This is a genomic window from Levilactobacillus tujiorum (genome assembly GCF_012641185.1).
Classification (GTDB): Bacteria; Bacillota; Bacilli; order Lactobacillales; family Lactobacillaceae; genus Levilactobacillus; species Levilactobacillus tujiorum.
Window position 1 is genome coordinate 157,255 of the sequence record NZ_JAAXLK010000002.1, and the last position, 24,603, is coordinate 181,857.

A 24,603-nucleotide genomic window follows, 5' to 3' on the forward strand; every position below is an offset into this window, starting at 1 on the left:
TAAGAAACGCGGTTATTCGCTATGATTCGTAAGGTGGTTCTAGCCCACGTAAGTTAATTCTTTAGGTGTGTGGGTAAATGGCAGGCTGCCATCTGCTGTGACGTGGACACAATCTTCGATCCGAACGCCCGCCACACCAGGAATATAGATCCCGGGTTCGATGGAGAAGCACATACCAGGTTCTAAGACGAGGTCGTTGCCTTCCATGATAGATGGAAATTCGTGATCACTCATGCCCATCCCGTGGCCCAGTCGGTGAATGAAGTATTCGCCATAACCGGCCTTGGTAATGATATCGCGGGCAATCTTGTCGAGTTCAGCAGCCGTCAGACCAGGCTTAACCGCAGCTTGGGCGGTCAATTGGGCTTCCAGACAAACGTCGTAGATTTCCTTTTGCTTGGCCGTCGGGGTCCCTAAGGCAACCGTCCGGGAAGCATCAGAGATGTAGCCATCGTAGACAGTTCCTAGGTCAAACAGGACCAGTTCGTTGTTGGCAAACTTGGTATCGTTGGTAGCGCCATGGGGTTCTGCGGCGTGAGCACCGGCTTGAACCAAGCTACCGAAGGACATTTCCATAATGCCTTCCTTCATCAAAGCGTATTGTAGTTCGGCTACGGCAGATTGTTCCGTCTTGCCCGCTTTGACGGCAGCAAAACCGTGTTCAAAGGCGAAGTCATCCCACTTGCCGGCAATTTTCAATTTCTTGATTTCTTCTTCAGACTTGATTAACCGCATGTGTTCAATAAAACTGGTAATGTCCAAGTCGAAGCGGGGACTGGTGAATTGAGCGGCTAAGGCTTCCATCCGGGCCACTTGAAGTTGACCTTTCTCCAAAGCGATGTGTTCTGGATTTACGTGGCGTTGCTTAACTTGGTCGGCAATCATGGCCCATGGGTTTTCATGGTCCAAGTAGCCCACAACAGGGAACTTCCAGCCAGTTTCCTTAATGACTTCGACTTCCAAGGCCGGTGCAAAGATGAATGGGTCTTGGTCGGGGAAGACAACCAAAGCTAAGACCCGTTCGATGGGGTCACTCCCAAAGCCGGTGAGGTACTGGATGGTCTTAGGGTTGCTTAAATAGGTCATACTAGCGTGGTGTTCCTCTGTCCATTGCTGAATCTGTTCGAGTTTCGTCATGAAATCACCCCTTCAATTAATGTCATTAGTATACCATCAATTCTGCGATTAATTTGGGGAATATAGGGGTTCTGTCTTGAAAATTCTGTGAAAATAAGGTATTCTTTGATGTGAAAGCGTTTTCACCCTTGCGCGTATGAAAACATTTCTGTATACTGGTCAAGTTGCGTGAAAACGAATGAAAACAAATCAAAACAAGAAAGAAAGGGCTCTCGCTATGGAAAAACAAACAGTAACTATTTATGATGTGGCGCGCGAGGCGGCGGTCTCAATGGCCACCGTTTCTCGGGTCGTTAACGGCAATCCCAATGTTAAACCGGCAACACGGAAGAAAGTTTTGGAGGTCATTGATCGCTTAGACTATCGGCCAAACGCTGTTGCACGGGGCTTAGCAAGTAAGAAAACAACGACGGTTGGGGTCATTATTCCAGATGTCACGAACGCTTACTTCTCCTCATTAGCACGGGGAATTGATGATATTGCAATGATGTACAAGTACAACATCATCCTGACAAATTCTGATGAAAATGGTGGCAAGGAAGTTCAAGTCCTGAACACGTTGATGGCCAAACAAGTCGACGGGATCATTTTCATGGGGAACCAAGTCACTGACGAACTGCGGGAAGAATTCCGTCGTTCAAAGGCCCCAATTGTATTGGCGGGTTCAGTTGACGCTGAAAAGACGCAACCTAGTGTTAATATTGACTACGTTGCGGCGGTTGCCGAAGCTGTTAAGAACCTGATCGACCATGGTAATGAAAAGATTGCCTTTGTTTCAGGCTCAATGGATCAAGCAATCAACCACGACTACCGGTTGAAAGGGTACAAGAAAGCCTTGAAGGATGCCGGTATCGCTTACGATGATAAGCTGGTCTTTGAGACGGACTACACCTACAAGGCAGGTCAATCTTTGGAACCAGCCTTGAGCGCTGCTGGGGCCACTGCCGCCTTTGTCGGTGACGATGAACTGGCTGCTGGTGTGATGAATGGGTTGACGGATGCTGGCGTAGCTGTGCCAGATGAATTTGAAGTCATCACGAGTAACGACACTAAGCTAACAGAATTGGTTCGACCAAAGATGAGTTCAATCACTCAACCTTTGTATGATATTGGTGCCGTTGCCATGCGGTTGCTGACTAAATTAATGAATAATGAAACGGTTGATGAAAACACGGTTATCTTGCCATACGGCTTGATGAAGCGGAGCTCAACCAAGTAGAGCACCAGGAAGACACGGAAGAAAACTTTCGTGTCTTTTGTTTAACTTCTAATCGTTGAATAACGGGTTATCCCGTACAGAGCCTGGTTGCGTGCTTTGATATTGATGTGGATCAGAATGCCGCCTTGCCGTTCGCCAAATTTGAGCTCACTATCGGCTGTATAGATGTCGTCAATTACTATGTTACTGTGGGACAACTGCTGGTACCCCAACAGTTTGCGATAGCTTGATGGTCAACGACTGTCGTAACCGGAGGAGGGCAGAGGTGGAGCCAGCTGTGACAACGGTGTTAGCCGATTTTCGGCTTACAGCGTGGGACGTGTTGGGAGACTGGTGAACTGCCGGGCTTCCAACCGAGCCGGAGAACCGCTTCTCAGGCCGCAGGCGGTCCCCACAGCAGGCGGAATCTCTGCCAGCCGCAGGTGGCGGGTTTAGCCTACTTTTCACCCAATTATCTTTACTACTGCAAGCTCTGGCAATGATTTTGGTTCTTACAGCCTTCAGTTGATTACGCAATAAAGGAAGAATTCGATTAAAATTAAGCCGGGCTTAACATTTGTCGAATTCAGATATGCTACAATAAATAACAATCATGTGCCAAGTTTGTGTGATCGGGTGATGACATACAAATGTAAGGGACAAATTGATCGAATTGGAGGTGGTGTTGATGAGTGACAATAGTCGCATGGCGCGCTACCATTCGGCAGACCAACCAGCGCCGCAGCAACCCCCAAAGGGCTCACAGCCAACCTATCAACGCCGACCTGCCTTAGCTCGGTGGGTGGCAATCTTGGTGTTGCTATTAACGCTGACGTTAGGGTTAAAGATAACGGTGTTTAATGCCAACTATATGGCAGGTGTCGTCTCTCGTTCCACAACGGGACAAAAGGTGATTAACCAACTGAATAATGAGTTGGAAAGTATCGGCATCAGTGGCAATCCCGTAACTTCCGGCATTGCCCAGCCTTACCTGGCCCAGGGTGTCGCCCAGCTATATGGTGAGTCGGCTACAACTACTGTGGATAGCACGGCGCTCGCTAATGCAATGAGTGCCCAAGCCCAGACGGTAGGGGTCACGGTGACGTCGACGATGACCGCCGCGATTGCTAAAGAGGCCCGCCAAGCCGCTAAGGCCGCTTTTACCACACCAGCCATGACGCAAGCGTCGGCCAAAATTCAGAAGTTAAAACGCCTGAATTTCTTGATCCTGATGGGAAGTCTGTTATTGGCCTTGGTAACAGCAATCTACGCTTTTAGCGTGCATCACGTAATGGCAAGCTTGGGTCCAGGAATGACGCTAGGAGGCTTGTTAACGGGCCTGCTAGGCGCTGCTGGCTATTATTTTCTACCCCTGGTGGTGCCAACCGCTTCAGCTACCGTAACGAATTTGGTCGCAACGGTTGGTCGTAGTGGCCTGGAAGTCGTCATTTTTGCTGGAGTGGTAGAAATTGTGCTAGGGCTGTTAATTATGTTAGGGCACCGAACGTTCAGAAAGTAAATCACTTGATTTCACAAAAACGCCTAAGATGATGGTATCTTAGGCGTTTTTTATTGTGAAAAAATAACGCTAGGATTACGACAGGTCATGTTGAATTGATTAGCTACTAGTATTGTTAAAATAATTAATTGATTTCTCAATTATTTATTGACCAAAACGAGTGCGTCGGTATAGAATAAGGACAATTATTTTAAACTATGAATTAAAATGAAATATTATAAGTCGCGATTTAATAAGGTTGAGGGACTAACTTGGTTTCACAAATAAGAATTAGTTGCACAAACGAAACTGGTCGTTAAAATTATGTGGAGAGTAAGGGGACATCACCTGAAATTGCGAGGTGATCATCAGGTCGACTAACCTGATTTTTTGAGAGGAGCAATCAAGATGAATGCTAAAGAGCACTACAAGATGTACAAGGATGGTAAGCACTGGGTTTTCGCCGCAATTACGGTTGCCACTATTGGCTTAGGAACGGCGATGAGTCAAGAGACGCCGGTACACGCTGATACAACGCCAACGGCCACGACCCAGTCAAGCTCTGAGAGTACGATGTCAGGCAATGAGGTGGCTCTTCCATCCACTGGTGAGTCGACGGGAGATCAGACCAGTGGCACGTCAGCCAGTGAGGGGACTGCGTTGGGGGATAACGATAACGCAACGATCACTAATGAGAGTGATGGTAAAACTAACGAGGCCAGTCACACGCCACAGGAAGCGGCGTCTGGGGATTCGGGTGAGACGACTGACAATGAAGTTGTCAATCCTGACGGCAATGGCCAAAACCAGACCGGTACGCCGGAGACCGCGCCGTCTGCCGGTGCAGTGAGTAGCCAAGATGATGTTGAAAATGAGGATCAGAATTTAACGCCGCCCCGAGAGACGTCTAGTGACACGGCAACCAGCGGTGCTGCCACTGGTGGGGACGACCACGCTGGCCAACCAGCAATTGCGGCAAGTCCGGCATCATCCCTAGTGAAGAGCTTAGCCGCGACCGTGCCAGTCATTCCGGATACGAGTAATTTAACGTACAGTCTAAATAGCGACGGCACCGCGACCATCACGGGAGCCAAGCAAGATGTTGGCGATACTCTGGTGATTCCTTCGACGATTACCGACGACAGCGGTAAAGTATTACAGGTGACCGCCATTGGTCAGGGGTTCAGTTCCAACTTCCCAAACACAACTAATCTCAAGACGCTGATAATTGAAAACGGGATTACGTCGATTGCGGACAATGCCTTTTCTTACTTGAAGACCTTACAAACGATTGATTTGAGTCAAAATAAGACATTGAAAACGATTGGCAAACAGGCATTTCTCAATGATAGTATTACTACGCTAATTTTGCCGGACAGTGTCACAACCATTGGCGATCAAGCGTTTGCTAGTAACCCCTTGGCTAACGTGACGTTTGGCACGGGTATCCAGACCATCGGGAACGAAGCGTTCGAGTACGACCCACTGACGAGTATTGATTTAAGTCAGAGTACCGGGTTAACGTCAATTGGGGACTTGGCCTTCTTTGCTGCGCAAGCGACCACGGTGGCCTTGCCAGTTAGCCTCCAAACGATTGGCAAGCAGGCGTTTGCCTCTAACTCTAAGTTGACGAGTATTGCCTTTCCGGCCAGCCTGCAATCAATTGGCGACGAAGCTTTTCTACAGGATAGTCAGTTGGCCACGGTGACCTTTGCGCCAGATGGACAATTAACGACAATCGGCAGTCAGGCATTTACCTATGATGCGTTGACCAGCCTGACCTTGCCTGCTAGTCTGCAATCAATCGGGGCCAGTGCGTTTGCCGCGAATACGGCACTCACGGCGGTGAATTTTGCCGCTGACGGTCAACTCACGACGATTGGAGACCACGCCTTTGAGAACGATAACGGCATTACGACGTTAACTCTGCCAGCCAGTTTGACGACGGTGGGGGACTTCGCCTTCAGTACACTGCACAATTTGGAAACGGTTACGTTTGCTAATGGCAGTCAGCCATTGACGATCGGTAACAGTGCGTTCATTTATGATATCGGTTTGACGCAAGTGACCTTACCGGAAAATCTGATATCAATTGGCGATCAGGCCTTCCTGTCAGCTACTAGCCTGCCAACGATTGTTCTGCCCGCACAACTGGAGAGCATCGGGGCTAACGCCTTTACCTACGATCAAGGGTTAAAAACTGTGGATATGACGGGAGCCACTAGTCTGACGACAATCGGCAACGGTGCCTTTGAATACGCGGGATTGACGGGGAGCCTGACGTTGCCAGCAAATTTGACGACAATTGGTGATCTGGCCTTTGCCGTCAATAATTTGACGGGGGTGGTCTTTAACGACAAGCTACAGGGTATCGGTGAGAGTGCGTTCGTTTACAACCAATTGGCTGACCCCATCACGCTACCGGCGACGCTGACAAACGTTGGCGATCATGCATTCTATGGCAATCGGCTGACAACCGTCAGTGTGCCGATGACGGTAACACAGCTGGGAACGGACGTGTTTAGCTACAATCGCATCACGCAGCTGACGGCTGCCGCGGGGACGAGTAATCTGGCCCTGAATCAGAATGCGTATTACTTTGCCGATCAGCCGACAGTCTCACTCAACGATCTATTCAAGACGACGTTGGGCACAGCGACGATCGCCCCCGGTGACATTAGTCATTTATCGAATGGGGTCACGCTGGGAGCGAATGGCACGTTTGTGGTGCCAACTGGTGTTGATCAGTTTACCTTTAACTGGTCAATGGCTGGTGGGACTTATACCGGGCAGTATCAGGTTGTGCTCAATAATCCAGATATCAAGGTATTTAATTCGACGATCTTCTACGGCGATGACTGGACACCCGCGGATAATTTACTCAGCGCCATTAAACCAGACGGATCAACGGCGGCGATCGGTGACCTGACCGTCACGATTCATCAGTTGAATAGTCAGGGACAGGTCGTTACCGATGATACGGGCAAACCGGTGGAAATTGCGGCGGACGCGTTAACCAATCAAGTGGGCACCTACCAAGTGACTTATAGCTATGGGAGCAGTTCGTCAGCAGTAGCGCTGGTCACGGTGAACAAGCGATCAGCAAGTTACACCGTCACGGGGTCACAGACCGTAACTTACAATGGGCAAGCACCTGTTCCGGATAGTGCTGACTTCAACGTGGCATTGTCTAACGATTTACCTTACACCTTGAAAGACGGCGATTTAACGCTGGCGTACACGGACGCCAAGGGTAATCAGGTCTTGTTGACGGACGACAACGCTGCTGACTTCACTAACGTGGGCACGTACCAAGTTGTGGTAAATCCGGACGCCTGGGCGCGTTTGACGGCAGAATCACCCGCACTGGCTAATTATGACTGGTCGAAATCAACTTCCCTAGCCACGTTAACGATTGCTCCTGCACCGCTGACGGTAACGGTGGCTGATCAGTCGATGGTTTACGGCAACCAGGAGCCGCAACCTCAAGTGACAGTGGTGGATGCGAACGGCCAACCAGTTGCTAATCCAGACATTACGGTCACACGTGATGGTGACAACGACGCGGGCGTTTACGGGTATCACGTTACGGTCAATAATGCTAATTATACGTTAGCTGATGGGTCATCCGTCGGGACATTAACGATTAAGAAACTTCCGCTGACTATAACGCTGGCTGATCAATCGAAGGCGGTGGGAACCGCTGATCCGACCATTCAGCCGACGATCGTGGACAGCAATGGTCGTGTGATCACGGACTCTGGCCTGACCGTTAGTCGGGAACCTGGACAGGTGGTGGGCACGTATAACTATTATTTAAACGTCAACGGTCTTAACGCCAATTACACGGTGGCTCAGGCCAATCTCGGCAAACTGACCATTTTGCCAGTGAAGGCTACCCTGACCGGCAGCAACTACACGATGACGGTCGGTGATCCAACGCCAACCGCAGCTGATTTTAAAGCCGCAGCAACGGATACCAATGGGCAGGCTGTCGGCAGCGATCAGGTGTCCGTTGATCTGGGAAACGCGGATGTGACTAAGCCTGGAACGTATCAAGTGACGTTACGGTATGGTGATGCCCCAGACGTGACGGTGACGCTCACGGTGGTTGCTAAGCCAACGGATGGCGGCGCTGGTGATGGGGGTAATTCGGGTGGTGGCACGACGCCGGTTGACCCGACTGACCCGACCGATCCCACTGATCCGGTTGCGCCGGTTGATCCGAGTGACCCGCACACACCTGAAGTCCCTGACACAGGCAACCATCATCAGGTGATTAGTGATGGTGGCGTTGATGCTAAGATTAAGCCGGGAATTGTAGTGACGGTTAATCGACCACAACAACTGCGAAACGGTGGTGCGGCCGGTCACATTACAACTGGGCTTAACAACTCCGGCCAGAACATGACCCACCGGTTGACTCAGCAGGCAGAAGCACGGTCAAATCAGGCAACCCAATCACAAGCTAAGGACGCGCGAGCAGCGACGTTACCCCAAACCAGTGAGGCGACAACGCCTTGGTGGTCCGTACTCGGGCTCTTCTTAGGGGGCTTGGGCCTGGTAGGATATCGTAAGCGGCGTCATGATTAATTTTGAATAATAGAAAAGACCGGTTTAACCAGAATGATTCCTGGTTAAACCGGTCTTTTGGTTAGAGTGATGAATAAGTGAAGGTTACATCAAAATTTTTGATAGGAAGTCCTGTGCCCGTTCGGTCTGCGGATTACTGAAGAAGGCTTCAGGCGTGTTGTTTTCCTGAATATAGCCATCGGCCATGAACCAAACACGATCGGCGACGGACTTGGCAAAGCCCATTTCATGGGTAACCACGACCATGGTCATGCCTTGTTGCGCCAAGTCTTGCATGACGTTGAGTACTTCACCAACCATCTCAGGGTCTAAGGCAGACGTGGGTTCATCGAAGAGCATGACTTTAGGATCCATCGCTAGTGCCCGTGCAATGGCAACCCGTTGCGCTTGACCACCAGAGAGACTCGTAGGGAAGGCATCGGCGTGGTCATCCAAGTTGACTTGTTTGAGCAACTCGTGCGCCCGTTTGGTAGCATCGGTATCGCTGATTCCCTTGACTTTCATGGGCGCGAGCTTGATGTTTTCCAAAACCGTCATGTTAGGGAAGAGGTTGAAGTTTTGAAAGACCATTCCCATCTGTTCCCGTAATGTGTTTACCTTTTTAGTGTCCAGGGTGGTCAGGTCCTGACCGTCGAAGTCGACTTCACCACTGGTTGGAGTTTCAAGGAGATTCAGACAACGCAGAAAGGTACTTTTCCCACTACCAGATGGACCGATGACCACAATCACCTGACCGGTATCAACTTGTTCTGAAATATCCTTTAAGACTTGGTTGTCGCCAAAGTTTTTGGCGAGGTTTTTAACCTCGATAATTGGTTTAGTCATGTTGCATCTTCCTTTCGAAGTGGTTTAAGATCCGCGATGCGGTGAACGTCATGATGAAGTAGAGCACCATGATCACCGCAATTGGCGCAACCCCTCTGTACGTGTCAGACCGAACAATATTGCTTTGGAAAATCAGTTCGGAAACCCCGATGATGGAGACAATTGAACTATCCTTGATTAAAGTAATAAATTCGTTCCCTAGAGATGGCCAGATGTTCTTCAAGGCTTGGGGAAGGACGACGTAGCGCATGGTGTAGCCGCTGGTCATCCCCAGACTCCGGGCCGCTTCGGTCTGTCCCTTATCGACGGAGTTAATCCCACCCCGGATGTATTCAGCGATGTAAGCACCAGAGTTCAATGAAATGGCGATAATCCCAGACATGAGGGCAGGCAGGTTCACGATCAAGCCTAGTCCGAAGTAGACGAACATGACTTGAACCATCATTGGCGTGCCCCGAATGAACTCGACGTAAGCGGTCGCTAACCACCGAAGGGCCGTTGCGAAGACGCCACCTTGAGCCATGCGTGCCAAGGATAGCAGCACACCCAAGATAAATCCAAAGAACACAGAGCAAACGGTGATGATCAGCGTATACTCGATCCCTTTAAGGAAGGCTTTCCAGTAATGAAGCATACTGGTATTCACCGTGTTGGTCTTTAAGTATTTCCCGGCAGCGGGGAGGTAGTCCTTGTTTACTAGGTCTTGCTTTCTGATTTGGTCGACAGACTTGTTGGCCGCAGCTACCAAAGAGGTTGACCCCTTAGCGAAGGCCACGGAAGCGCTGGTATCTGAGGCACTCAAATCAAAGTGGCTGGGAATCATGGCGAGTTCTTTATTGTTGGAAACGTAAGCCTGAGCAGAAGGCTTTTCCATCGCCACCCCTTGGAGCTTGTGGCTTTGTAACCCTAAGATTAAGTCAGAAACGGAGGTCATTCCCTTGACCGTGGTCCCGCTGGTTTGCTTCTTCGATTCGTTATACATCGTTGAACCGGTTTGGGCCCCAATCGTTTTGCCGACGAATGAATCCTTATCCTTATAAATGCCCTTGTCGTTCTTGTTGATGACGATACTGTAACCACCTTGGTAGTAAGTATGTGTGAAATCAACATTCTTCCGCCGAGCAGGGGTAGGATTCATCCCGGAAATAACCATATCAACCTTACCCGTTTGCAGGGCAACTAACAGTGAGTCAAAGGACATGGACTTTACCACGAGCTTGACGCCCAGGTCTTTGGCAATCTTCTTACCGACGGCGACGTCCATCCCGACGACTTGGCTCTTGCCGTGGACGGTTGCTTGAAATTCGTAAGGGGGGTAATCAGGGGAGGTTCCCATGATTAAGGTCCCTTTCTTTTGTACCTTGGCCAACGAGTTATCGGTGGCGGCTTGTGCGGTGGTCGTTGTGGCAGCCCATCCCGCAACCAGTGCCATCACTAATGCGATGGCCATAATTAATTTATTTTTCATAATGGCTTGCTCCTCTATCATGTGATGATGTAATAGAGTATAGCCGGTTTCGTGTATTTATACAAGTTTTATTTTGATAAATTTATCTTTATACACAACTTATTCAAATGAAATTCGCTTCCAACCTTGATTTAAAGGGAAAGACAACTTTTCGTATACATTTTTGATGAATAAGCGGTTTTTATAAGCTTTGCAATTGAACGAATGGGGAGTAAGTGCTAATATGAATAGTGTCTGTTTTATACGGATATCTATAAAATTTTAGAAAAGAGGAGTTACGATGTCAGGACATTCTAAATGGCATAACATCCAGGGCCGGAAAAATGCTCAGGATGCAAAGCGTGGAAAAATCTTCCAAAAAATCTCACGTGATTTGTACCAAGCTGCAAAAGCAGGTGGTCCTGATCCCGACGGTAACCCTCAACTTCGTTTGGAAATGGACAAGGCGCGGGCAGCTAACATGCCTAAGGAAAACATCAAGCGGGCTTTAGACAAGGCCTCTGGTGTTGGTGGCGCTAAGTTCGAAGAAATCACCTACGAAGGTTACGGTCCAGCAGGGACAGCGATCATGGTTGCTGCTTTGACGGATAACAAGAACCGGACGGCTGCGGCTATTCGTTCTGCCTTCACGCACCACGGTGGCTCACTTGGTGCAGCAGGTTCCGTTTCTTACATGTTTGATCGGAAGGGTTACATTGTAATCTTACGTGATGGCTTGGATACGGATGAAGATACGATGTTGATGGATGCTTTAGATGCCGGGGCGGACGACATGGAAACCACGGATGAAGAATTCAAGATCTACACGGATCCTTCAAATGAAATTGCAGTACGTGACGCTTTACAGGATAAGGGTTACAAGTTGGACACCGCTGAAGTTCGGATGTTCCCTCAAAACACGACCGAAGTACCAGAAGAAAAAGCTTCTCAATACCAAGGCCTAATTGACGAACTGGAAAACAACGACGATGTTTCCGATATTTACGAAGCCGCTGTCTTACCTGAAAGTGTTGACTAGATTTAATCGAATAATTCGAGTCAGCAAACCCGTTGCCAGGCCTAGCTTGGTGGCGGGTTTTTGTGTGCAGTGATTAAAAAATAAACTTGCATTCTGTGGGAGTGACGGGTAAACTCCATAAATGTGGCTGAGGGTTCAGTCATTTTTTTAGCTCGTATACAACATGCCCTATACTAATTTTGACGGTGATAAGTAAAATTAAATGGGGTAATATTGTAAAATGCAACATGCCATATACATTTTACGGCATACTTAAGGAGTGCTGAGAATGAAACAGAATAAACATAAGTATCTGGTGATGGGGGCGGTGGCTACTGGATTAGTGTTACCAGTCGTTTGTGCTGGTTTGGTGATTCACTCGTTCTGGGACCCATTCGGCCGAACGGCTAAGTTGCCGGTTGCGGTGGTCAATGAGGATCAGCCCGTCACCTATCAGGGCAAACGCTTAGCGGTCGGACAACAGGTTGTCGATCAGCTGAAACACAACCATGAATTGGGGTGGCGGTTCCTCTCGGCCAAGGAAGCCACAGCGGGCATGAAACACAATCGCTACTACACGGTGGTGACCATTCCTAAGAACTTTTCTCGCCGGGCGACGACGGTGACGGATGCCCACCCGCAGCAAATGCACTTAGCTTACCAGACCAATGATTCACTAAGCTATATTGGTGAAATTATCAGTCAGACCGGAGCCACGCAGTTAAATGCGGCCGTGAAAAAGGCGGTCACTAAGGCCTACGCGCTAAGCATGTTCCAGCAAATCAAAGCCAGTGGGCGGGGCTTTCAAACGGCAGCCAAAGGGGCCACCCAGTTAAAGGATGGAACTGTCACCTTAGCTGATGGTATGAATACGTACACGACTGGCGTTCAGAAAGTTAAGGACGGTTTGTTACAGCTATCGACTAAGGTCAACCAGTTACCAACCGGGGTGCGGCAATTGACGACGGGTGCCGGGCGATTGGCCACGGGCTTGGGTGTTTTACAGGACAAGACCCAGCCGTTAGCTGCTGGTGTTCAGCAGCTGTCAACTGGGGCGACTCAGCTGTCGCAGGGGAGTCAGCAACTCGACGGTGGCTTGCAACAGTTGGCGCAGAAGACGCAGCCACTGGCAAAAGGGGTTCGGCAGTTAGATGCGGGCTCGTCGCAGGTCACGGCGGGTTTGGAAAAACTAAACCGTAAAACCGGTGCATTGGCATCGGGAGTTGTTCAGCTGGCCGATGGGAGTCAGGCACTCGCCGTAAGTACCACTAAGTATGTTAACGGTGTATATCAGGTCAACACGGGCCTACAGCGATTAAATACGGGTGGTCAGTCATTGGCGGCAGCACTTGATCAGTTGACGACCGGCTCCGGGACGCTCGCACAACAAGTGGCAGCTGGGTCCACCGGGGTCCAAAAACTTGGGGGATCGGTTGCGGCGCTGACGACGCAATCGCAGACAGGTGCAGCCGGATTGACTACACAGGCTGAAGCCGCTAGTCAGAAGATGTCCCAGGATTTACAGGCGTTAGCGACGGCAATTGTCCAACCAGCGGCTGCGCAATCAACCGCTCAGGCGTCAGCCATTCAAGCTAAGGTCAACCAACTTGATGAACAACTCGCCACGACAGCGACGCCGACAACCCAGGCAGTAGACAAGTTGAAGGCCGTTGTTGACCAAGTGACTACGGATCAGCCGGCTCCTCGCTCGGGCATGACCCAAGCAGAGATTACGGCTAAGGTCGCTTCGGTGGCTAGCGCAACCAAAATGACGAGCGAACAAAAGGCGGCGATGACGACTGCACTGGCTAACGCGGGCACCTCGTCGGCTGATGCCACAGCCCAATCATCGGCGGCTAAGACGGCAGTCACCACGGCCGCTACGGAATTGGTCAAGGCGAGTGGTGCCGCTGATTCAAGTGAGCAGACGACTCGCCAGACTTTGACGCAGTTGAAGCGTGACGTTGCCGATTTGGCGGGGACCACCCCCACGCCAGGTACAGGCGTTCAAGCAGCGTTAGGGGCAGTGATGCAGGATGCCCAGACGTTGCAAGCTGTATTTAAGAATGCCAGCGCGTTGATGGCTGCACAAAATGCGGCCTTGAGTCAGCTTAACCAGGGAGTCAACGGCCAGCAAGCGGGGCTAGTGACGCAATACCAGAAGTTAGTGGCAGGGACGCAGAAATTAGCGGGCGGTCTACAAATGACGCAGGCGCAAGTGCCTACGCTGACCGCCGGACTTTCCCAGGCGGCCGCTGGTAGCCAGCAACTGGCGACGAATGGCTCAGCGCTGACGGCGGGAACGCAGCAGTTAGCTTCGGGAACAGATCAATTTAAGACACAAGTGCCGGTTCTAACGAATGGGGTCACGCGATTAGTTAAGGGGTCACTGCAGGTTACCAATGGGTTGAGCCTCTTAACTGGTCAATTACCAGCCTTGACAGGCGGCGTCACTCAGCTAGCGGTAGGGTCAGGACGTTTGGCCGCGGGTTCACAACAATTAGCAGGTGGATTAGGGCAATTAAATGGTCAGGTGCCGACGTTAGTTGCTGGGGTTTCGCAATTAGCAGCGGGAAGCCAACGCATGGCCGGTGGTTTAACGACCCTTGATAAGCAGACTCCACAGCTGGTGGATGGCGTACAGCAACTCTCAACGGGTACCCAACGGTTGGCGGAAAACTCACCGCGCTTGGTTAGCGGTGCCCAACAGCTCAAAGCGGGTAACCACAAACTGGCAACGGCGTTACAAGCCGGCGCAGATAAGGTGAATGCGACGCCACTGACCAGTCGTACGGCGGCAATGTTTGCGTCGCCATCTACGCTGGATCATGACCGGTTTAGCTACGTGCCTAACTTTGGTCATGCGATTGCGCCATTCGTGGTCTCGTTGTTAACGTTCCTGGGACTGACGGGACTGGTCGCTTGGTTCGATTATCGTCAGCAGTTACAAACGTTGCGGCAACTGGCTAACCTGACTGGTTGGGTCGGTGTACAGACGCTGATCACCAGTGCGGGGATGGCTATCATGCTGCATGCCGCACAACCACTGACCTTTGTCGCCTTGACGGAACTCTTTGCCGCGGCAGTGCTGGTCGTAGAACTAGGCCTGCGTTTCTTCTTGGGACGAGCCGCAGTGCTAGCTGTTGGAGCACTCTTCTTCCTACAGCTCTGTGTGGCCAATGGCCTATTCCCCGTGCAAACGGTGGAGACGTTCTATGCACCCCTGGCGAAATTCTTACCCATCACGTATGCCAACCTGGGCTTAACCCAAGCCTTGAGCGGAACGGGAATTAGCACGTCAGTATTGACGATGGGAATCTTCGCTGCCTTGGCGATTATCCTAATTGGGGGAAGCTTAATTGGGATGAAGGTGGTTCAGGCAGAGCGAACAGCGGCGACTGATGTGGAAAATTAACCACGGAGATGCGGTCGCATTAACTATAAATTCAGTGATCTTAAAAAGATCTGGGCTTGGGTCCAGATCTTTTTTGTCGGATAAAAAACAATCGGCCACTTTTGACGGAGTTAATAGAAAAGGGCAGGGGATGGACGGATGATTAGAGATTTTATCGGCGAACTTTTAGCAGCGGCCCACAGCCAACATGCTAGCGACATCTACGTATTACCGTGGCAATCGGGGTATCAGATTCGCCTTAGAAATGTGCGGGCCGTCACGGCATGGCGGCAGGTGAGTCAATCGCTTGGCGAGCAGGTGGTAACTTACTTTAAGTTTCAAGCAAATATGGGGGTGAGTGAGCATCGACGCCCACAGGTCGGTGCCTTGACGTGGCCGGGAGAAAGCCCGGTGGAATTGCGATTTTCCACCGTTGGCGACTACGCTGGACGAGAGTCGCTGGTGATCCGACTGATCTATCCTTATTACACGGGACGGATGGCCTACTTAGACGATCGGCAGCCTAAGCACTTGCATCGATTGGCAGGACAGCGGGGCCTGATCCTCTTTGCGGGGCCGACTGGTTCTGGGAAGACCACAATGATGTATACGATTGCCAGTCAATTGGCAGATACGGCCACGGTTCTAACGATTGAAGATCCGGTAGAAATTAAGGCCGAAAATTTCATTCAACTACAGGTCAACGATGCGGCGGGTATGAGTTATGAGGCATTGTTGAAGGTCGGATTACGCCATCGGCCGGACATCTTCATTATTGGTGAAATTCGGGATCAATTGACAGCTCAAGCCGCTGTTCGAGCGGCACTGAGTGGTCATTTAGTGCTGAGCACGGTGCATGCGCAGAATGCGAGTGGCATTGTGCCACGGCTAACGGAACTGGGCATATCGTTACCCCAACTACGCCAGGTCCTCACAGCCAGTTGCTATCAGCGACTAGTGCCCAGGGTGACCCAGTCACCAGCGGTCTTGCTGGATATCCTCACGGGGCAACAACTCTGGCAGACGCGGCGGACAACCTCAGAAAGGTGGCAGCAAATTCTTGAAGACGCTAAGGAGCACCGGATTATTTCAGCGGAAACGGCACAAAAATTATGGGAGGGGTAGCTGGTCTCTTAGGCAACAGCAACAATTCTGCCAGCTGTTGGCCGATCAGCTAGCGAGTGGTTTTTCACTCCGTCAGGCTTTGCAATTTAGTCAAATGGCGAGCACTGGACTTCCGGCGAGCGTTGCCGAGATTGAACGCCGATTGGTAGCGGGTGAAAATTTTGTGACTTGTCTAGCACCATACTTACAAGCGAGCGTTTATTTTCAGTTGCAAATTATGACGACCTACGGGGACTTGGCTGTGGCGCTGCAGCGTAGTGCGGATCTGCTTGATTTGATGGCGACTCAGCGGAAACGATTGCTGCATTTGTTAATGTACCCGGTGAGTCTATTGATTGGGATGCTGGGATTGTTGGTAACGCTCAAACTAGGCGTGTTGCCCCAGTTACAACAACAAATGGTCGCGCAAGCGGCTCCGCAAGCAGGTCAGCGGCTCTATCTGGAGGTTGGCGGGGGGCTGGGCGTGATCTTGGGTGGTCTGGGGGGATGGCGTTGGTGGCGGCAGCAGACGACCCTGCATTTGGTGGGGTGGTATTTGCGCTGGCCGGTGGTGGGCAAAATCTTTCGGGCCTATTACGCTTATTATCTGACGGCTAATCTGGGCCAGCTGCTGGCTAGTGGACTCAGTGTTAAGCAGATGATTAGCGTTCTTCAACAATTGCCGCCCAATGCTTTGCTTCATCAATTAGCGGTCAGTCTCGCGCAACGATTACAGGCTGGAAAGTTACCGGTTAACTGGTTACGACAGCAGGCGTTTATTCCATCACAGCTTTTGGTGCTGCTGCAAAAAGGCCAGACCTCAGTCCAATTGGCACGTGAGTTGGAGGCATACAGCCAGTTGCGTTATCGGGAGTTAGTACGACTGATTGAGCAGAGCTTAGCGCTAGTTCAACCAATCCTGTTGACCGTAGTGGCCTTATTAATTGTGGGCGCCTACCTCAGTATGTTGTTGCCAATGTATGCGAATTTGCAGGGAGTCTATCAATGAAGAAACGGCAAGGCTTCACTTTAATAGAAATGACGATCGTGCTTTTTATCATCTCGTTACTGGTGCTGATTATTCTGCCCAATCTAAACGGGCAACGACACCGGGCCCGTCATGTTCATCAAACGGCTATGGAAACGGTGGTTCAGGGGCAAGTGACGGCCTATTTAGACGATCATCAGACGGCAGATCACGTGACCTATGAAACCTTGGAGAAGGCGCAGTACCTAACGCCGCAACAGGTCAAACAAGCGCGACAGGAAGGAATTAAAATTCATGATGAACGACCGGTGCACTAACGGCCATTCGGGATTCACCCTTTATGAAACGATGGTGGTCTTAATCATTGTGGCTAGTCTGAGTGTGTTGGTCGGGGTTCAGGCGGTGGCCCAGCGTCGCGCGGCGGCCGAGCGGGCTTTTTGGCCAGCTTGGCAACAGCTGTGGACGGCTGGACGGCAGGTGGCATTGGCCCGGCACGAGACGGTAGGGGTCTTCATTGACGCCAAGACTGGCCGAACGACGCTAGCGCAGGGGCAACCGCGACGACCGTTTCGACAGTTAGATCCACCGCCGGGACTGCGTTGGGTGAGTGGGAAAACGGGCTGGTCCATTTCGCCCCGAGGAAATGCTGCGGCCTTTACCATGGAGTGGTATAGCACAACGCATCACGTGTGGTGGTATCAAACCTTTCAAATAGGAGGCGCATTGATCTATGTGGAAGCATCGAAAACCCGACGGCCATCACGGCTGGCTGCTCCCTGACGCATTGCTGGCGCTGGGAATTGTCGCCCTTGCCGTCGTTTTGGCACAACAGGCGTTGGTGGTCACGCAACATGGCGAGCAAATTCGGATGGCTAAACTTCGACAGGCGCGTGCCCAATACGACCAAGCCTTATTAACCTGGGCAGCACTGCAATGATGACGCGGCATGGTTTTACGCTGGTTGAAGCATTACTTGCCTTAATCATTGCTGCGGGTCTCTTCGTCCTAGCTGATGGACTAGATCGGCGCCTGTTGCGACCCCTAAGGCAAGACCCGATGGCCTGGCATCAAGCCGTCCGCGTATTGGAGCAGCCAGGACGTTATCGGGTGGTTAAGGTCCACCAGCACCGGCTTGATATCGCGGATACCTGGGCACACAATAAGCTATTGTTGGTGTGGGTGGATGATAAACACGTCTTACGCCTGACAAATTCAACTTATCAGGGATATTATCCTCTATTGCGGCAGGTAGAAGCCGTCGAGTGGCAACGCGTAGGGCACACTGACTTGGTCCAAATTCGGTTAAAACAGGAGCGATTACCTTGGCAAAAGACGATCCTCAATTTACGCGGCAAGGCTTTTTAACGCTGTGGGCGTTGATCTTTTTAGTGAATGTCAGTCTTATTTTAGGATTAGTGTTAACGAGTCAGGCAGCCAAACAACAGTCGACCCTTGAACTGATTCAATCCTATAATCGTTCGACTTCACAAATAGAACGGGCGCTTAGATCAGGCCAGCAACCGTCAAAACGAGCGCGACGAACGCTAAAACCCGGAGATTCACCACAAAGATTGCTTGAATAACACCTAAAAAATCGGTAGTATAGATAACGGAAACATAGAGTTATGTAAATTTCACAAGGAGGCGAAGCGTACTGTCACAAGAACAGACTGAAGCGCTCTTCAAGGTCTTGGATGAATCAACCACCACGTTGCAAGACGCGCTAAGCACATCTTATCTGGATGCGTTCGTTGAGACGGGGGATAACCTGCTTAACGGTCAAGTTCAGGTGGAAGACGGTCAGCCAGATGAACCAACAGCGGCGAAACTTGCTAAGCTGTATGCTCAAGTTGACTGGCAAAGTGACGATGCCGAAACGGTTCGCCGGGCGGTTCAATTAGCCATGCTCAAGGCGATCCGGGTGGATGAAATTCAAGCCAATCACCAACTCACGCCAGATACCATCGCTTATATTATGGGCTATCTGGTCACACGGTTAGAGAAAGGCAAAACTGAATTGACGGTTGCTGACTTAACGGTTGGGACAGGGAACCTATTGACGGCGGTCCTGACGCAGCTAAAGGCAGTAGTTGCTGGGAAGATCAAGGCATATGGGGTGGATAACGATGATACCATGTTAGCCATTGCCCAAACGTCTAGTGACTTACAGCGGGTGCCAATTGAGTTGATCCATCAGGATGCTTTGGAACAATTGTTAGTTCCAGCCAGTGATTTGATTGTGGCAGACTTGCCGATTGGCTATTATCCAATTGATGAGAATGCCGCTAATTATCAAACGCACGCGGCTAGCGGCCATTCGTTTGTCCATCACTTGTTGTTAGAGCAAGCGCTTAACCAGTTGAAGCCCGGGGGCGTAGGTGTCTTCTTAGTCCCTTCACAGCTATTCCAAACGGAAGAGGCCAAGGGGCTATTAAAGTGGTTGGCTGGTAACGCTTACCTGCAAGGGTTGTTGAACCTTCCAAGTGAGCTCTTTATGAATGTTAATGCGCAGAAGGCAATTCTGATTCTACAGAAGCCAGGCGCTGGCGCAAAGCAGGTTGAACAGGTAATGTTGGGTGAGTTCCCATCATTTAAAGAACAATCAGCATTTCAAAAGTTTGTTGCGGAGATCGTCCAATGGGAAGAACAAAACCTGCTGACGGACCGCTCGTAAAAGGAGAAATTACCAAATGGGAAAATCATTAGCAATTAACGCCGGAAGTTCTACGTTAAAGTTCAAGTTATTCCAAATGCCAGAAGAACAAGTAATCGCTGAAGGGGCTATCGACCGGATCGGTCTGGGCAATTCTTTAGTTGAGATCAAGTATGGCGATGGTGAAAAGTACAAGGACCACAAAGATGTGAACGATCACAAGGAAGCCATCCAATTAATGTTGGATCAATTGACTGAGTTGAAGATTATCACTGACTTTAATGAAATTACCGGGATCGGTCACCGGGTCGTTGCCGGTGGGGAAGAGTTCAAGGACTCTGCTGTAATCGACGACGATGTTTTGCAAAAGATCAAGGATCTGGCAGAATATGCACCATTACACAACCCAGCTGCTGCCATGGGGATCGAAGCATTCAAGAAGATCTTGCCTAACGTCCTGAGCGTGGCGGTCTTTGACACGTCCTTCCACACGACGATGCCAGAAGTGAACTACATGTACGCGATCCCTTACGAATACTACGAAAAGTATGGTGCTCGTAAGTATGGTGCCCACGGGACGAGTCACCGGTACGTTGCTCACCGGGCTGCTGCTATGCTGGGCAAGCCTTTAGAAGATCTGAAGTTGATCACGTTACACATTGGTGCCGGTGGGTCAATTACGGCGATCAAGGATGGTAAGTCATACGATACTTCCATGGGCTTTACGCCATTAGCTGGGATTGAAATGGCAACCCGTTCTGGTGATATTGATGCGTCCTTGGTTGCTTACCTGATGGAAAAGCTGAATATCGACAAGCCTAGCGACATGATCAATATTTTGAACAAGAAGTCTGGTTTGGTCGGGGTTTCCGGTGTGTCCGCGGACATGCGTGAATTGGAAGCTGTCCAGGATAAGAACCACCGTGCTAAGTTAGCCCGGGATATGTTCATCAACCGGATTGTTCGTTACGTCGGGGCTTACTTGGCTGAATTGGGTGGTGCTGATGCCATTGTCTTCACGGCTGGTGTTGGTGAAAATGACATCATGATTCGCCAAGAAGTGGCAGACAAGCTGAACTACTTCGGTATTGCTGTCGATCCAGAAAAGAACGACATCCGTGGGGTTGAACGTGATTTGAGTGCTGCTGGCTCAAAGATCAAGACGTTGTTGATTCCAACTGATGAAGAGCTCATGATTGTTCGTGATATCGAACGGTTACGTAAGTAAATAGCGGCGAAGACGGAAACTGAGACACGATGACTTAGGTGGATTTAGGTGGATCGTGGTCAGTGAGACGGGCTTCACGCGACGAGAAAGGGTTGGCAGTTATTGCCAGCCCTTTTTGTTCATTCAAAGTTGAATTTATTTCATGTAAATATCGCTAAGTTGAAAGAAAATGGTTAACACCAGCATTTAGCGCTACTTAGTTAGGTGAACCAACCAGCACTAGAACTGGCATTGATTAGTCAGATGTGTATAATATATTTCAACAAAGGGGCGATTAAGATGAAAGAAAGTCAACCAAATAACAACCAGGAATTTTCCCGCGGTTTGCAGAGTCGCCACGTTCAGTTGATTGCTCTTGGGGGAACAATCGGAACGGGCCTCTTCTTAGGTGCCGGTCAGTCGATTCATTTAGCTGGTCCATCGATTATTTTAGCCTACCTCGCAACTGGAATTATGTGTTTCCTGTTGATGCGGGCGTTAGGGGAACTCTTACTCTCTGATCTAGAAGTACACTCGTACATTGATTTTATCAAACGGTATTTAGGCGAGAACATGAGCTTTGTCGCCGGTTGGACGTACTGGATTTGCTGGATCACCATTGCCATGGCCGAAGTCACAGCTGCCGGGCAATACATGCAATTCTGGTTTCCGCATTTACCCTCTTGGGTGACGGCATTAACCTTGCTTGCCATCTTGCTAGCACTTAATTCCGTGACGGTTAGTGCCTTTGGCGAAACTGAATTTTGGTTTGCGATTATTAAGATTGTCGCGATTGTTGCGCTGATCCTAGCGGGGGCTTACATGGTGGCCGTTCATTTTCCAACGCCAGCTGGGCATGCCAGTGTGACTAACTTAGCCAGTGGCGGGTTCTTCGCCAATGGTGCCAAGGGCTTCTTCCTATCATTCCAGATGGTGCTCTTTAGTTTTGTTGGGATTGAAATGGTGGGTATGACCGCGTCGGAAACGGCTAATCCTAAAAAGGTATTGCCTAAGGCGATTAACGAAATTCCTTTGCGGATCATCCTGTTCTATCTAGGATCACTGCTTGCCCTGATGTGCATTTACCCATGGCAATCTGTCTCACCAACCAGCAGTCCGTTCGTTCAGGTCTTCAAGAACGTGGGAATTCAGTCGGCAGCGGCTGTGATTAACTTCGTGGTATTAACGGCGGCGGCTTCCGCCTGCAACAGTTCCTTATTCACCACGGGTCGGATGCTCTTCTCCTTAACGTACGGTGGTGAGGGACGTTTCGCCAAGCGGATGGGTACCTTATCACGATCACAAGTCCCAACGCATGCGCTACGGTTCTCTACGATTGTCATTGCAGTGTCTGTTTTTCTGAACTTTATTATCCCAGGTCACGTCTTTGCTTTTGTTTCAAGCATCGCCACAACGTGTTTCCTGTTTATCTGGGGCGCAATTGTCATCGCTCATATCAAATACAAGCAACAACAATCGCCACTGGAACGGCGCAACAGTGAGTTTAAGATGCCACTCTTCCCGCTGAGTGATTACTTCATCTTGGCCTTCCTCGGCATGGTTGCCATTGTCTTACTCTTCCGCGTGGACACGATGATCGCGTTGTTCGGTTCGATCCTATGGTTGGTAGGGTTGAGCGTTGGTAAACGCATCCGTGATCGGCGGTTGGCCGCAGCGGTAGACGTTAACAAATAATTGTGAATGAAAGGGATTGTTTGGCTATCGGGGTTAAGCGGCGTTGACGGCCTTTAGTTCCACGTTTCGGCCATATATGTTCGGAGCGGAAAAGGGGACTGGGAATTTTTTCCTAGTCCCCTTTTAGTTTGCGCAAAATGCTACAGCGGTTATTCGTAAGAACCAGACCAGCGAAAAATGAAGTGAAGTGCTAGGATGGAAGTAGTGAGTTTTTTCGGTGTGACTGTGGATGAATCGCAGTCAATTTAATTAAATGAGGTGTGCTGAAATGAAACAAGTTAAAATCGCCGGACAAGTGGTTCCAGCCATTGGAATTGGAACGTGGCATATGGGTGACCGACCAGCCCAACGGGAGACGGAAATTGCGGCCATTCAGGCGGGCATCTCTGCGGGTGCTCGCGTCATTGATACGGCCGAGATGTACGGGTCGGGCCGTGCAGAGACGTTAGTGGGCGCTGCCTTGCAGCCATTTTCTCGTCAGCAGCTGTTTCTAATCTCGAAGGTCCTGCCAGAGAATGCGTCTCGCCAGCGGATGGAAGCTAGCCTGGATGCGAGCCTGCAACGGCTACAGACGGACTACTTGGACCTCTATCTGTATCACTGGCGCGGGGATGTGCCGTTGGCCGAAACGGTAGCGGAGCTCCAACGCTTACAGACGACGGGAAAGATTCGCGCTTGGGGAGTCTCTAACTTTGATGTGGCTGATCTGCGGGAACTGTGGCAACTGCCCGGTGGCGATCAGGCGGCCGCTAATGAAGACCTCTACCACTTAGGAAGTCGGGGGCTAGATTATGCGGTACTTCCCTGGCAAACCGAGCATGACTTGCCACTCATTGCCTATTCACCAATCGCACAAGGCGATGCCTGGGGCCAACAATTGACGACCAACGACACGGTTAAGCAGATTGCGCTGACCCATCAAGCCACGGTCTATCAAGTCTTATTGGCGTGGGTTATTCGTCAACCTCAAGTGCTGGCGATTCCGCAAACGAGCTCGGTAGCCCACATGGAACAGAACCTAGCCGCCGGAGATTTGATCTTATCACCGAAGGAGCTAGCGGCCTTGGATCAGCAGTATCCGCGGCCAACACATAAGGAACGATTGGACATTATTTAAAATTAAGGAGCAGTGCTATGCAATACTTTACGTCTGATACGCATTTTTTTCATAAAGATTTACTGGGGATGAATGACTTCGCACCCCGTCCATTCGCCAATGTTGATGAGATGAACCAGACCATCATCGACAATTGGAATGCACGGGTGGCGCCGACGGATACGGTTTATCATTTGGGCGATATTGCACTGTATTTTACCCGTCCAGCCATTAAATCTGATGAGGCAGTGGCCGACGTGTTATCGCAACTGAACGGTCATTTGGAATTAATCAAGGGCAATCATGACAGTCGCGCACTCTTTAAGTACTTGGCGGCCCATAATCCGGTAGACCATGGTCAGCCGAAATACACGTTTCATGACGTAGGGGCCTTAATTAAGTACGATCATCGGCAGTATTACATGACCCACTATCCTATGATGTTGGGTATCGTGAAGCAAATTATTAATCTTCACGGCCACATTCACCACTACGCGGTACCGGTGAAGGAGAACATTAACGTTGGGGTGGATACCCCGGAAACGCGTTATCTCAAGGAACAGGTGCCTTTTGGAACGCCATTTTCTACTAATGAGATCGAAGAAATGGTGACGGGAAAAGCTAAGGAATTTCAAGATAAACAGTAACGGTTTAACCACGTGAACTGGCGGTGGGTTATTTCGGCGCAAGCTGGCATTGCGCTTGACCGTAGCCCCTTGATGCCGTAGGATTAAACACAGTGTTAAGAGG

Annotated in this window: 20 protein-coding genes; 17 read left to right on the forward strand and 3 right to left on the reverse strand. The window is 50.2% G+C overall.

Annotation, left to right across the window (positions count from 1 at the left end; genetic code table 11):
• Positions 1-39: 39 nt before the first annotated feature.
• Positions 40-1,137 carry a M24 family metallopeptidase gene (locus tag HF569_RS01585; protein WP_168901082.1) on the reverse strand — a complete coding sequence of 366 codons (1,098 nt, stop codon included), beginning with the start codon at positions 1,135-1,137 and terminating at the stop codon, positions 40-42.
• A 217-nt stretch (positions 1,138-1,354) separates the two neighbouring features.
• Here HF569_RS01585 and ccpA point away from each other — a divergent pair, with 217 nt between their 5' ends.
• The 3 genes from ccpA (at position 1,355) to HF569_RS01600 (ending at position 8,426) form a co-directional block, all read left to right on the forward strand.
• Positions 1,355-2,356 carry a catabolite control protein A gene (ccpA, locus tag HF569_RS01590; RefSeq protein WP_168850563.1) on the forward strand — a complete coding sequence of 334 codons (1,002 nt, stop codon included), beginning with the start codon at positions 1,355-1,357 and terminating at the stop codon, positions 2,354-2,356.
• Positions 2,357-3,023: 667 nt separating this feature from the next.
• Positions 3,024-3,854 carry a hypothetical protein gene (locus HF569_RS01595; RefSeq protein WP_168901083.1) on the forward strand — a complete coding sequence of 277 codons (831 nt, stop codon included), beginning with the start codon at positions 3,024-3,026 and terminating at the stop codon, positions 3,852-3,854.
• 387 nt (positions 3,855-4,241) lie between these two features.
• A complete protein-coding gene (locus HF569_RS01600) occupies positions 4,242-8,426 on the forward strand; it encodes a leucine-rich repeat protein (RefSeq protein ID WP_168901084.1) in 4,185 nt (1,394 codons plus the stop codon).
• An 84-nt stretch (positions 8,427-8,510) separates the two neighbouring features.
• Here HF569_RS01600 and HF569_RS01605 read toward each other — a convergent pair whose 3' ends face one another.
• On the reverse strand, positions 8,511-9,251 hold the full coding sequence (locus tag HF569_RS01605) for an amino acid ABC transporter ATP-binding protein (RefSeq protein ID WP_168850196.1): 741 nt from the start codon (positions 9,249-9,251) through the stop codon (positions 8,511-8,513).
• Complete coding sequence (locus tag HF569_RS01610) at positions 9,244-10,701, reverse strand: ABC transporter substrate-binding protein/permease (RefSeq protein ID WP_408610783.1); 1,458 nt, start codon at positions 10,699-10,701, stop codon at positions 9,244-9,246. Before HF569_RS01610 ends, HF569_RS01605 begins: the two co-directional genes overlap by 8 nt.
• Positions 10,702-10,999: 298 nt before the next feature.
• Here HF569_RS01610 and HF569_RS01615 point away from each other — a divergent pair, with 298 nt between their 5' ends.
• The 14 genes from HF569_RS01615 to HF569_RS01680 all read left to right on the forward strand — a co-directional run bounded on the left by HF569_RS01615 (position 11,000) and on the right by HF569_RS01680 (position 24,500).
• Positions 11,000-11,737 (forward strand): YebC/PmpR family DNA-binding transcriptional regulator, encoded by a 738-nt coding sequence (locus HF569_RS01615; protein WP_168850198.1) that lies wholly within the window; start codon positions 11,000-11,002, stop codon positions 11,735-11,737.
• Between the two features lie 268 nt (positions 11,738-12,005).
• Positions 12,006-15,131, forward strand: coding sequence for a YhgE/Pip family protein (locus HF569_RS01620; protein ID WP_168901086.1), 3,126 nt, complete (start codon positions 12,006-12,008; stop codon positions 15,129-15,131).
• Between the two features lie 138 nt (positions 15,132-15,269).
• Positions 15,270-16,235, forward strand: a complete 966-nt coding sequence (gene comGA, locus HF569_RS01625; protein ID WP_168901087.1) for a competence type IV pilus ATPase ComGA — start codon at positions 15,270-15,272, stop codon at positions 16,233-16,235.
• A gap of 37 nt (positions 16,236-16,272) precedes the next feature.
• Entirely contained in the window at positions 16,273-17,223 is a 951-nt protein-coding gene (locus HF569_RS01630) for a type II secretion system F family protein (protein ID WP_232842535.1), read from the forward strand.
• Positions 17,220-17,519 (forward strand): competence type IV pilus major pilin ComGC, encoded by a 300-nt coding sequence (locus tag HF569_RS01635; protein WP_168901089.1) that lies wholly within the window; start codon positions 17,220-17,222, stop codon positions 17,517-17,519. The genes HF569_RS01630 and HF569_RS01635 overlap by 4 nt, the downstream gene beginning before the upstream one ends.
• Positions 17,497-17,982, forward strand: a complete 486-nt coding sequence (locus HF569_RS01640; RefSeq protein ID WP_232842525.1) for a prepilin-type N-terminal cleavage/methylation domain-containing protein — start codon at positions 17,497-17,499, stop codon at positions 17,980-17,982. Before HF569_RS01635 ends, HF569_RS01640 begins: the two co-directional genes overlap by 23 nt.
• On the forward strand, positions 17,933-18,139 hold the full coding sequence (locus HF569_RS01645; RefSeq protein WP_168901090.1) for a hypothetical protein: 207 nt from the start codon (positions 17,933-17,935) through the stop codon (positions 18,137-18,139). Before HF569_RS01640 ends, HF569_RS01645 begins: the two co-directional genes overlap by 50 nt.
• Positions 18,136-18,567, forward strand: a complete 432-nt coding sequence (locus tag HF569_RS01650) for a competence protein ComGF (protein ID WP_211089582.1) — start codon at positions 18,136-18,138, stop codon at positions 18,565-18,567. The genes HF569_RS01645 and HF569_RS01650 overlap by 4 nt, the downstream gene beginning before the upstream one ends.
• Positions 18,525-18,785, forward strand: coding sequence for a hypothetical protein (locus HF569_RS01655; protein WP_168901091.1), 261 nt, complete (start codon positions 18,525-18,527; stop codon positions 18,783-18,785). The genes HF569_RS01650 and HF569_RS01655 overlap by 43 nt, the downstream gene beginning before the upstream one ends.
• Positions 18,786-18,856: 71 nt before the next feature.
• Positions 18,857-19,876: a class I SAM-dependent methyltransferase gene (locus HF569_RS01660; RefSeq protein ID WP_168901107.1), complete on the forward strand. Its 1,020-nt coding sequence runs from the start codon at positions 18,857-18,859 to the stop codon at positions 19,874-19,876.
• Positions 19,877-19,892: 16 nt separating this feature from the next.
• Complete coding sequence (locus tag HF569_RS01665) at positions 19,893-21,083, forward strand: acetate/propionate family kinase (RefSeq protein WP_168850205.1); 1,191 nt, start codon at positions 19,893-19,895, stop codon at positions 21,081-21,083.
• A 279-nt stretch (positions 21,084-21,362) separates the two neighbouring features.
• The gene (locus HF569_RS01670) at positions 21,363-22,757 is read left to right on the forward strand and encodes an amino acid permease (protein ID WP_168901092.1); all 1,395 of its coding nucleotides are present in this window, start codon (positions 21,363-21,365) and stop codon (positions 22,755-22,757) included.
• A gap of 268 nt (positions 22,758-23,025) precedes the next feature.
• Positions 23,026-23,874, forward strand: a complete 849-nt coding sequence (locus HF569_RS01675) for an aldo/keto reductase (RefSeq protein ID WP_168901093.1) — start codon at positions 23,026-23,028, stop codon at positions 23,872-23,874.
• A gap of 17 nt (positions 23,875-23,891) precedes the next feature.
• Positions 23,892-24,500, forward strand: a complete 609-nt coding sequence (locus HF569_RS01680; RefSeq protein ID WP_168901094.1) for a metallophosphoesterase family protein — start codon at positions 23,892-23,894, stop codon at positions 24,498-24,500.
• Positions 24,501-24,603: the final 103 nt, after the last annotated feature.

Bases quoted from the DNA above. Each gene is read 5' to 3' on its own strand.
- ccpA (WP_168850563.1), top strand. From the start codon at position 1,355: ATGGAAAAACAAACAGTAACTATTTATGATGTGGCGCGCGAGGCGGCG.
- HF569_RS01610 (WP_408610783.1), bottom strand. From the start codon at position 10,701: ATGGCCATCGCATTAGTGATGGCACTGGTTGCGGGATGGGCTGCCACA.
- HF569_RS01665 (WP_168850205.1), top strand. From the start codon at position 19,893: ATGGGAAAATCATTAGCAATTAACGCCGGAAGTTCTACGTTAAAGTTC.
- HF569_RS01620 (WP_168901086.1), top strand. From the start codon at position 12,006: ATGAAACAGAATAAACATAAGTATCTGGTGATGGGGGCGGTGGCTACT.
- HF569_RS01680 (WP_168901094.1), top strand. From the start codon at position 23,892: ATGCAATACTTTACGTCTGATACGCATTTTTTTCATAAAGATTTACTG.
- HF569_RS01645 (WP_168901090.1), top strand. From the start codon at position 17,933: ATGTGGAAGCATCGAAAACCCGACGGCCATCACGGCTGGCTGCTCCCT.
- HF569_RS01670 (WP_168901092.1), top strand. From the start codon at position 21,363: ATGAAAGAAAGTCAACCAAATAACAACCAGGAATTTTCCCGCGGTTTG.
- comGA (WP_168901087.1), top strand. From the start codon at position 15,270: ATGATTAGAGATTTTATCGGCGAACTTTTAGCAGCGGCCCACAGCCAA.
- HF569_RS01600 (WP_168901084.1), top strand. From the start codon at position 4,242: ATGAATGCTAAAGAGCACTACAAGATGTACAAGGATGGTAAGCACTGG.
- HF569_RS01595 (WP_168901083.1), top strand. From the start codon at position 3,024: ATGAGTGACAATAGTCGCATGGCGCGCTACCATTCGGCAGACCAACCA.
- HF569_RS01605 (WP_168850196.1), bottom strand. From the start codon at position 9,251: ATGACTAAACCAATTATCGAGGTTAAAAACCTCGCCAAAAACTTTGGC.
- HF569_RS01650 (WP_211089582.1), top strand. From the start codon at position 18,136: ATGATGACGCGGCATGGTTTTACGCTGGTTGAAGCATTACTTGCCTTA.
- HF569_RS01615 (WP_168850198.1), top strand. From the start codon at position 11,000: ATGTCAGGACATTCTAAATGGCATAACATCCAGGGCCGGAAAAATGCT.
- HF569_RS01640 (WP_232842525.1), top strand. From the start codon at position 17,497: ATGATGAACGACCGGTGCACTAACGGCCATTCGGGATTCACCCTTTAT.
- HF569_RS01675 (WP_168901093.1), top strand. From the start codon at position 23,026: ATGAAACAAGTTAAAATCGCCGGACAAGTGGTTCCAGCCATTGGAATT.
- HF569_RS01635 (WP_168901089.1), top strand. From the start codon at position 17,220: ATGAAGAAACGGCAAGGCTTCACTTTAATAGAAATGACGATCGTGCTT.
- HF569_RS01585 (WP_168901082.1), bottom strand. From the start codon at position 1,137: ATGACGAAACTCGAACAGATTCAGCAATGGACAGAGGAACACCACGCT.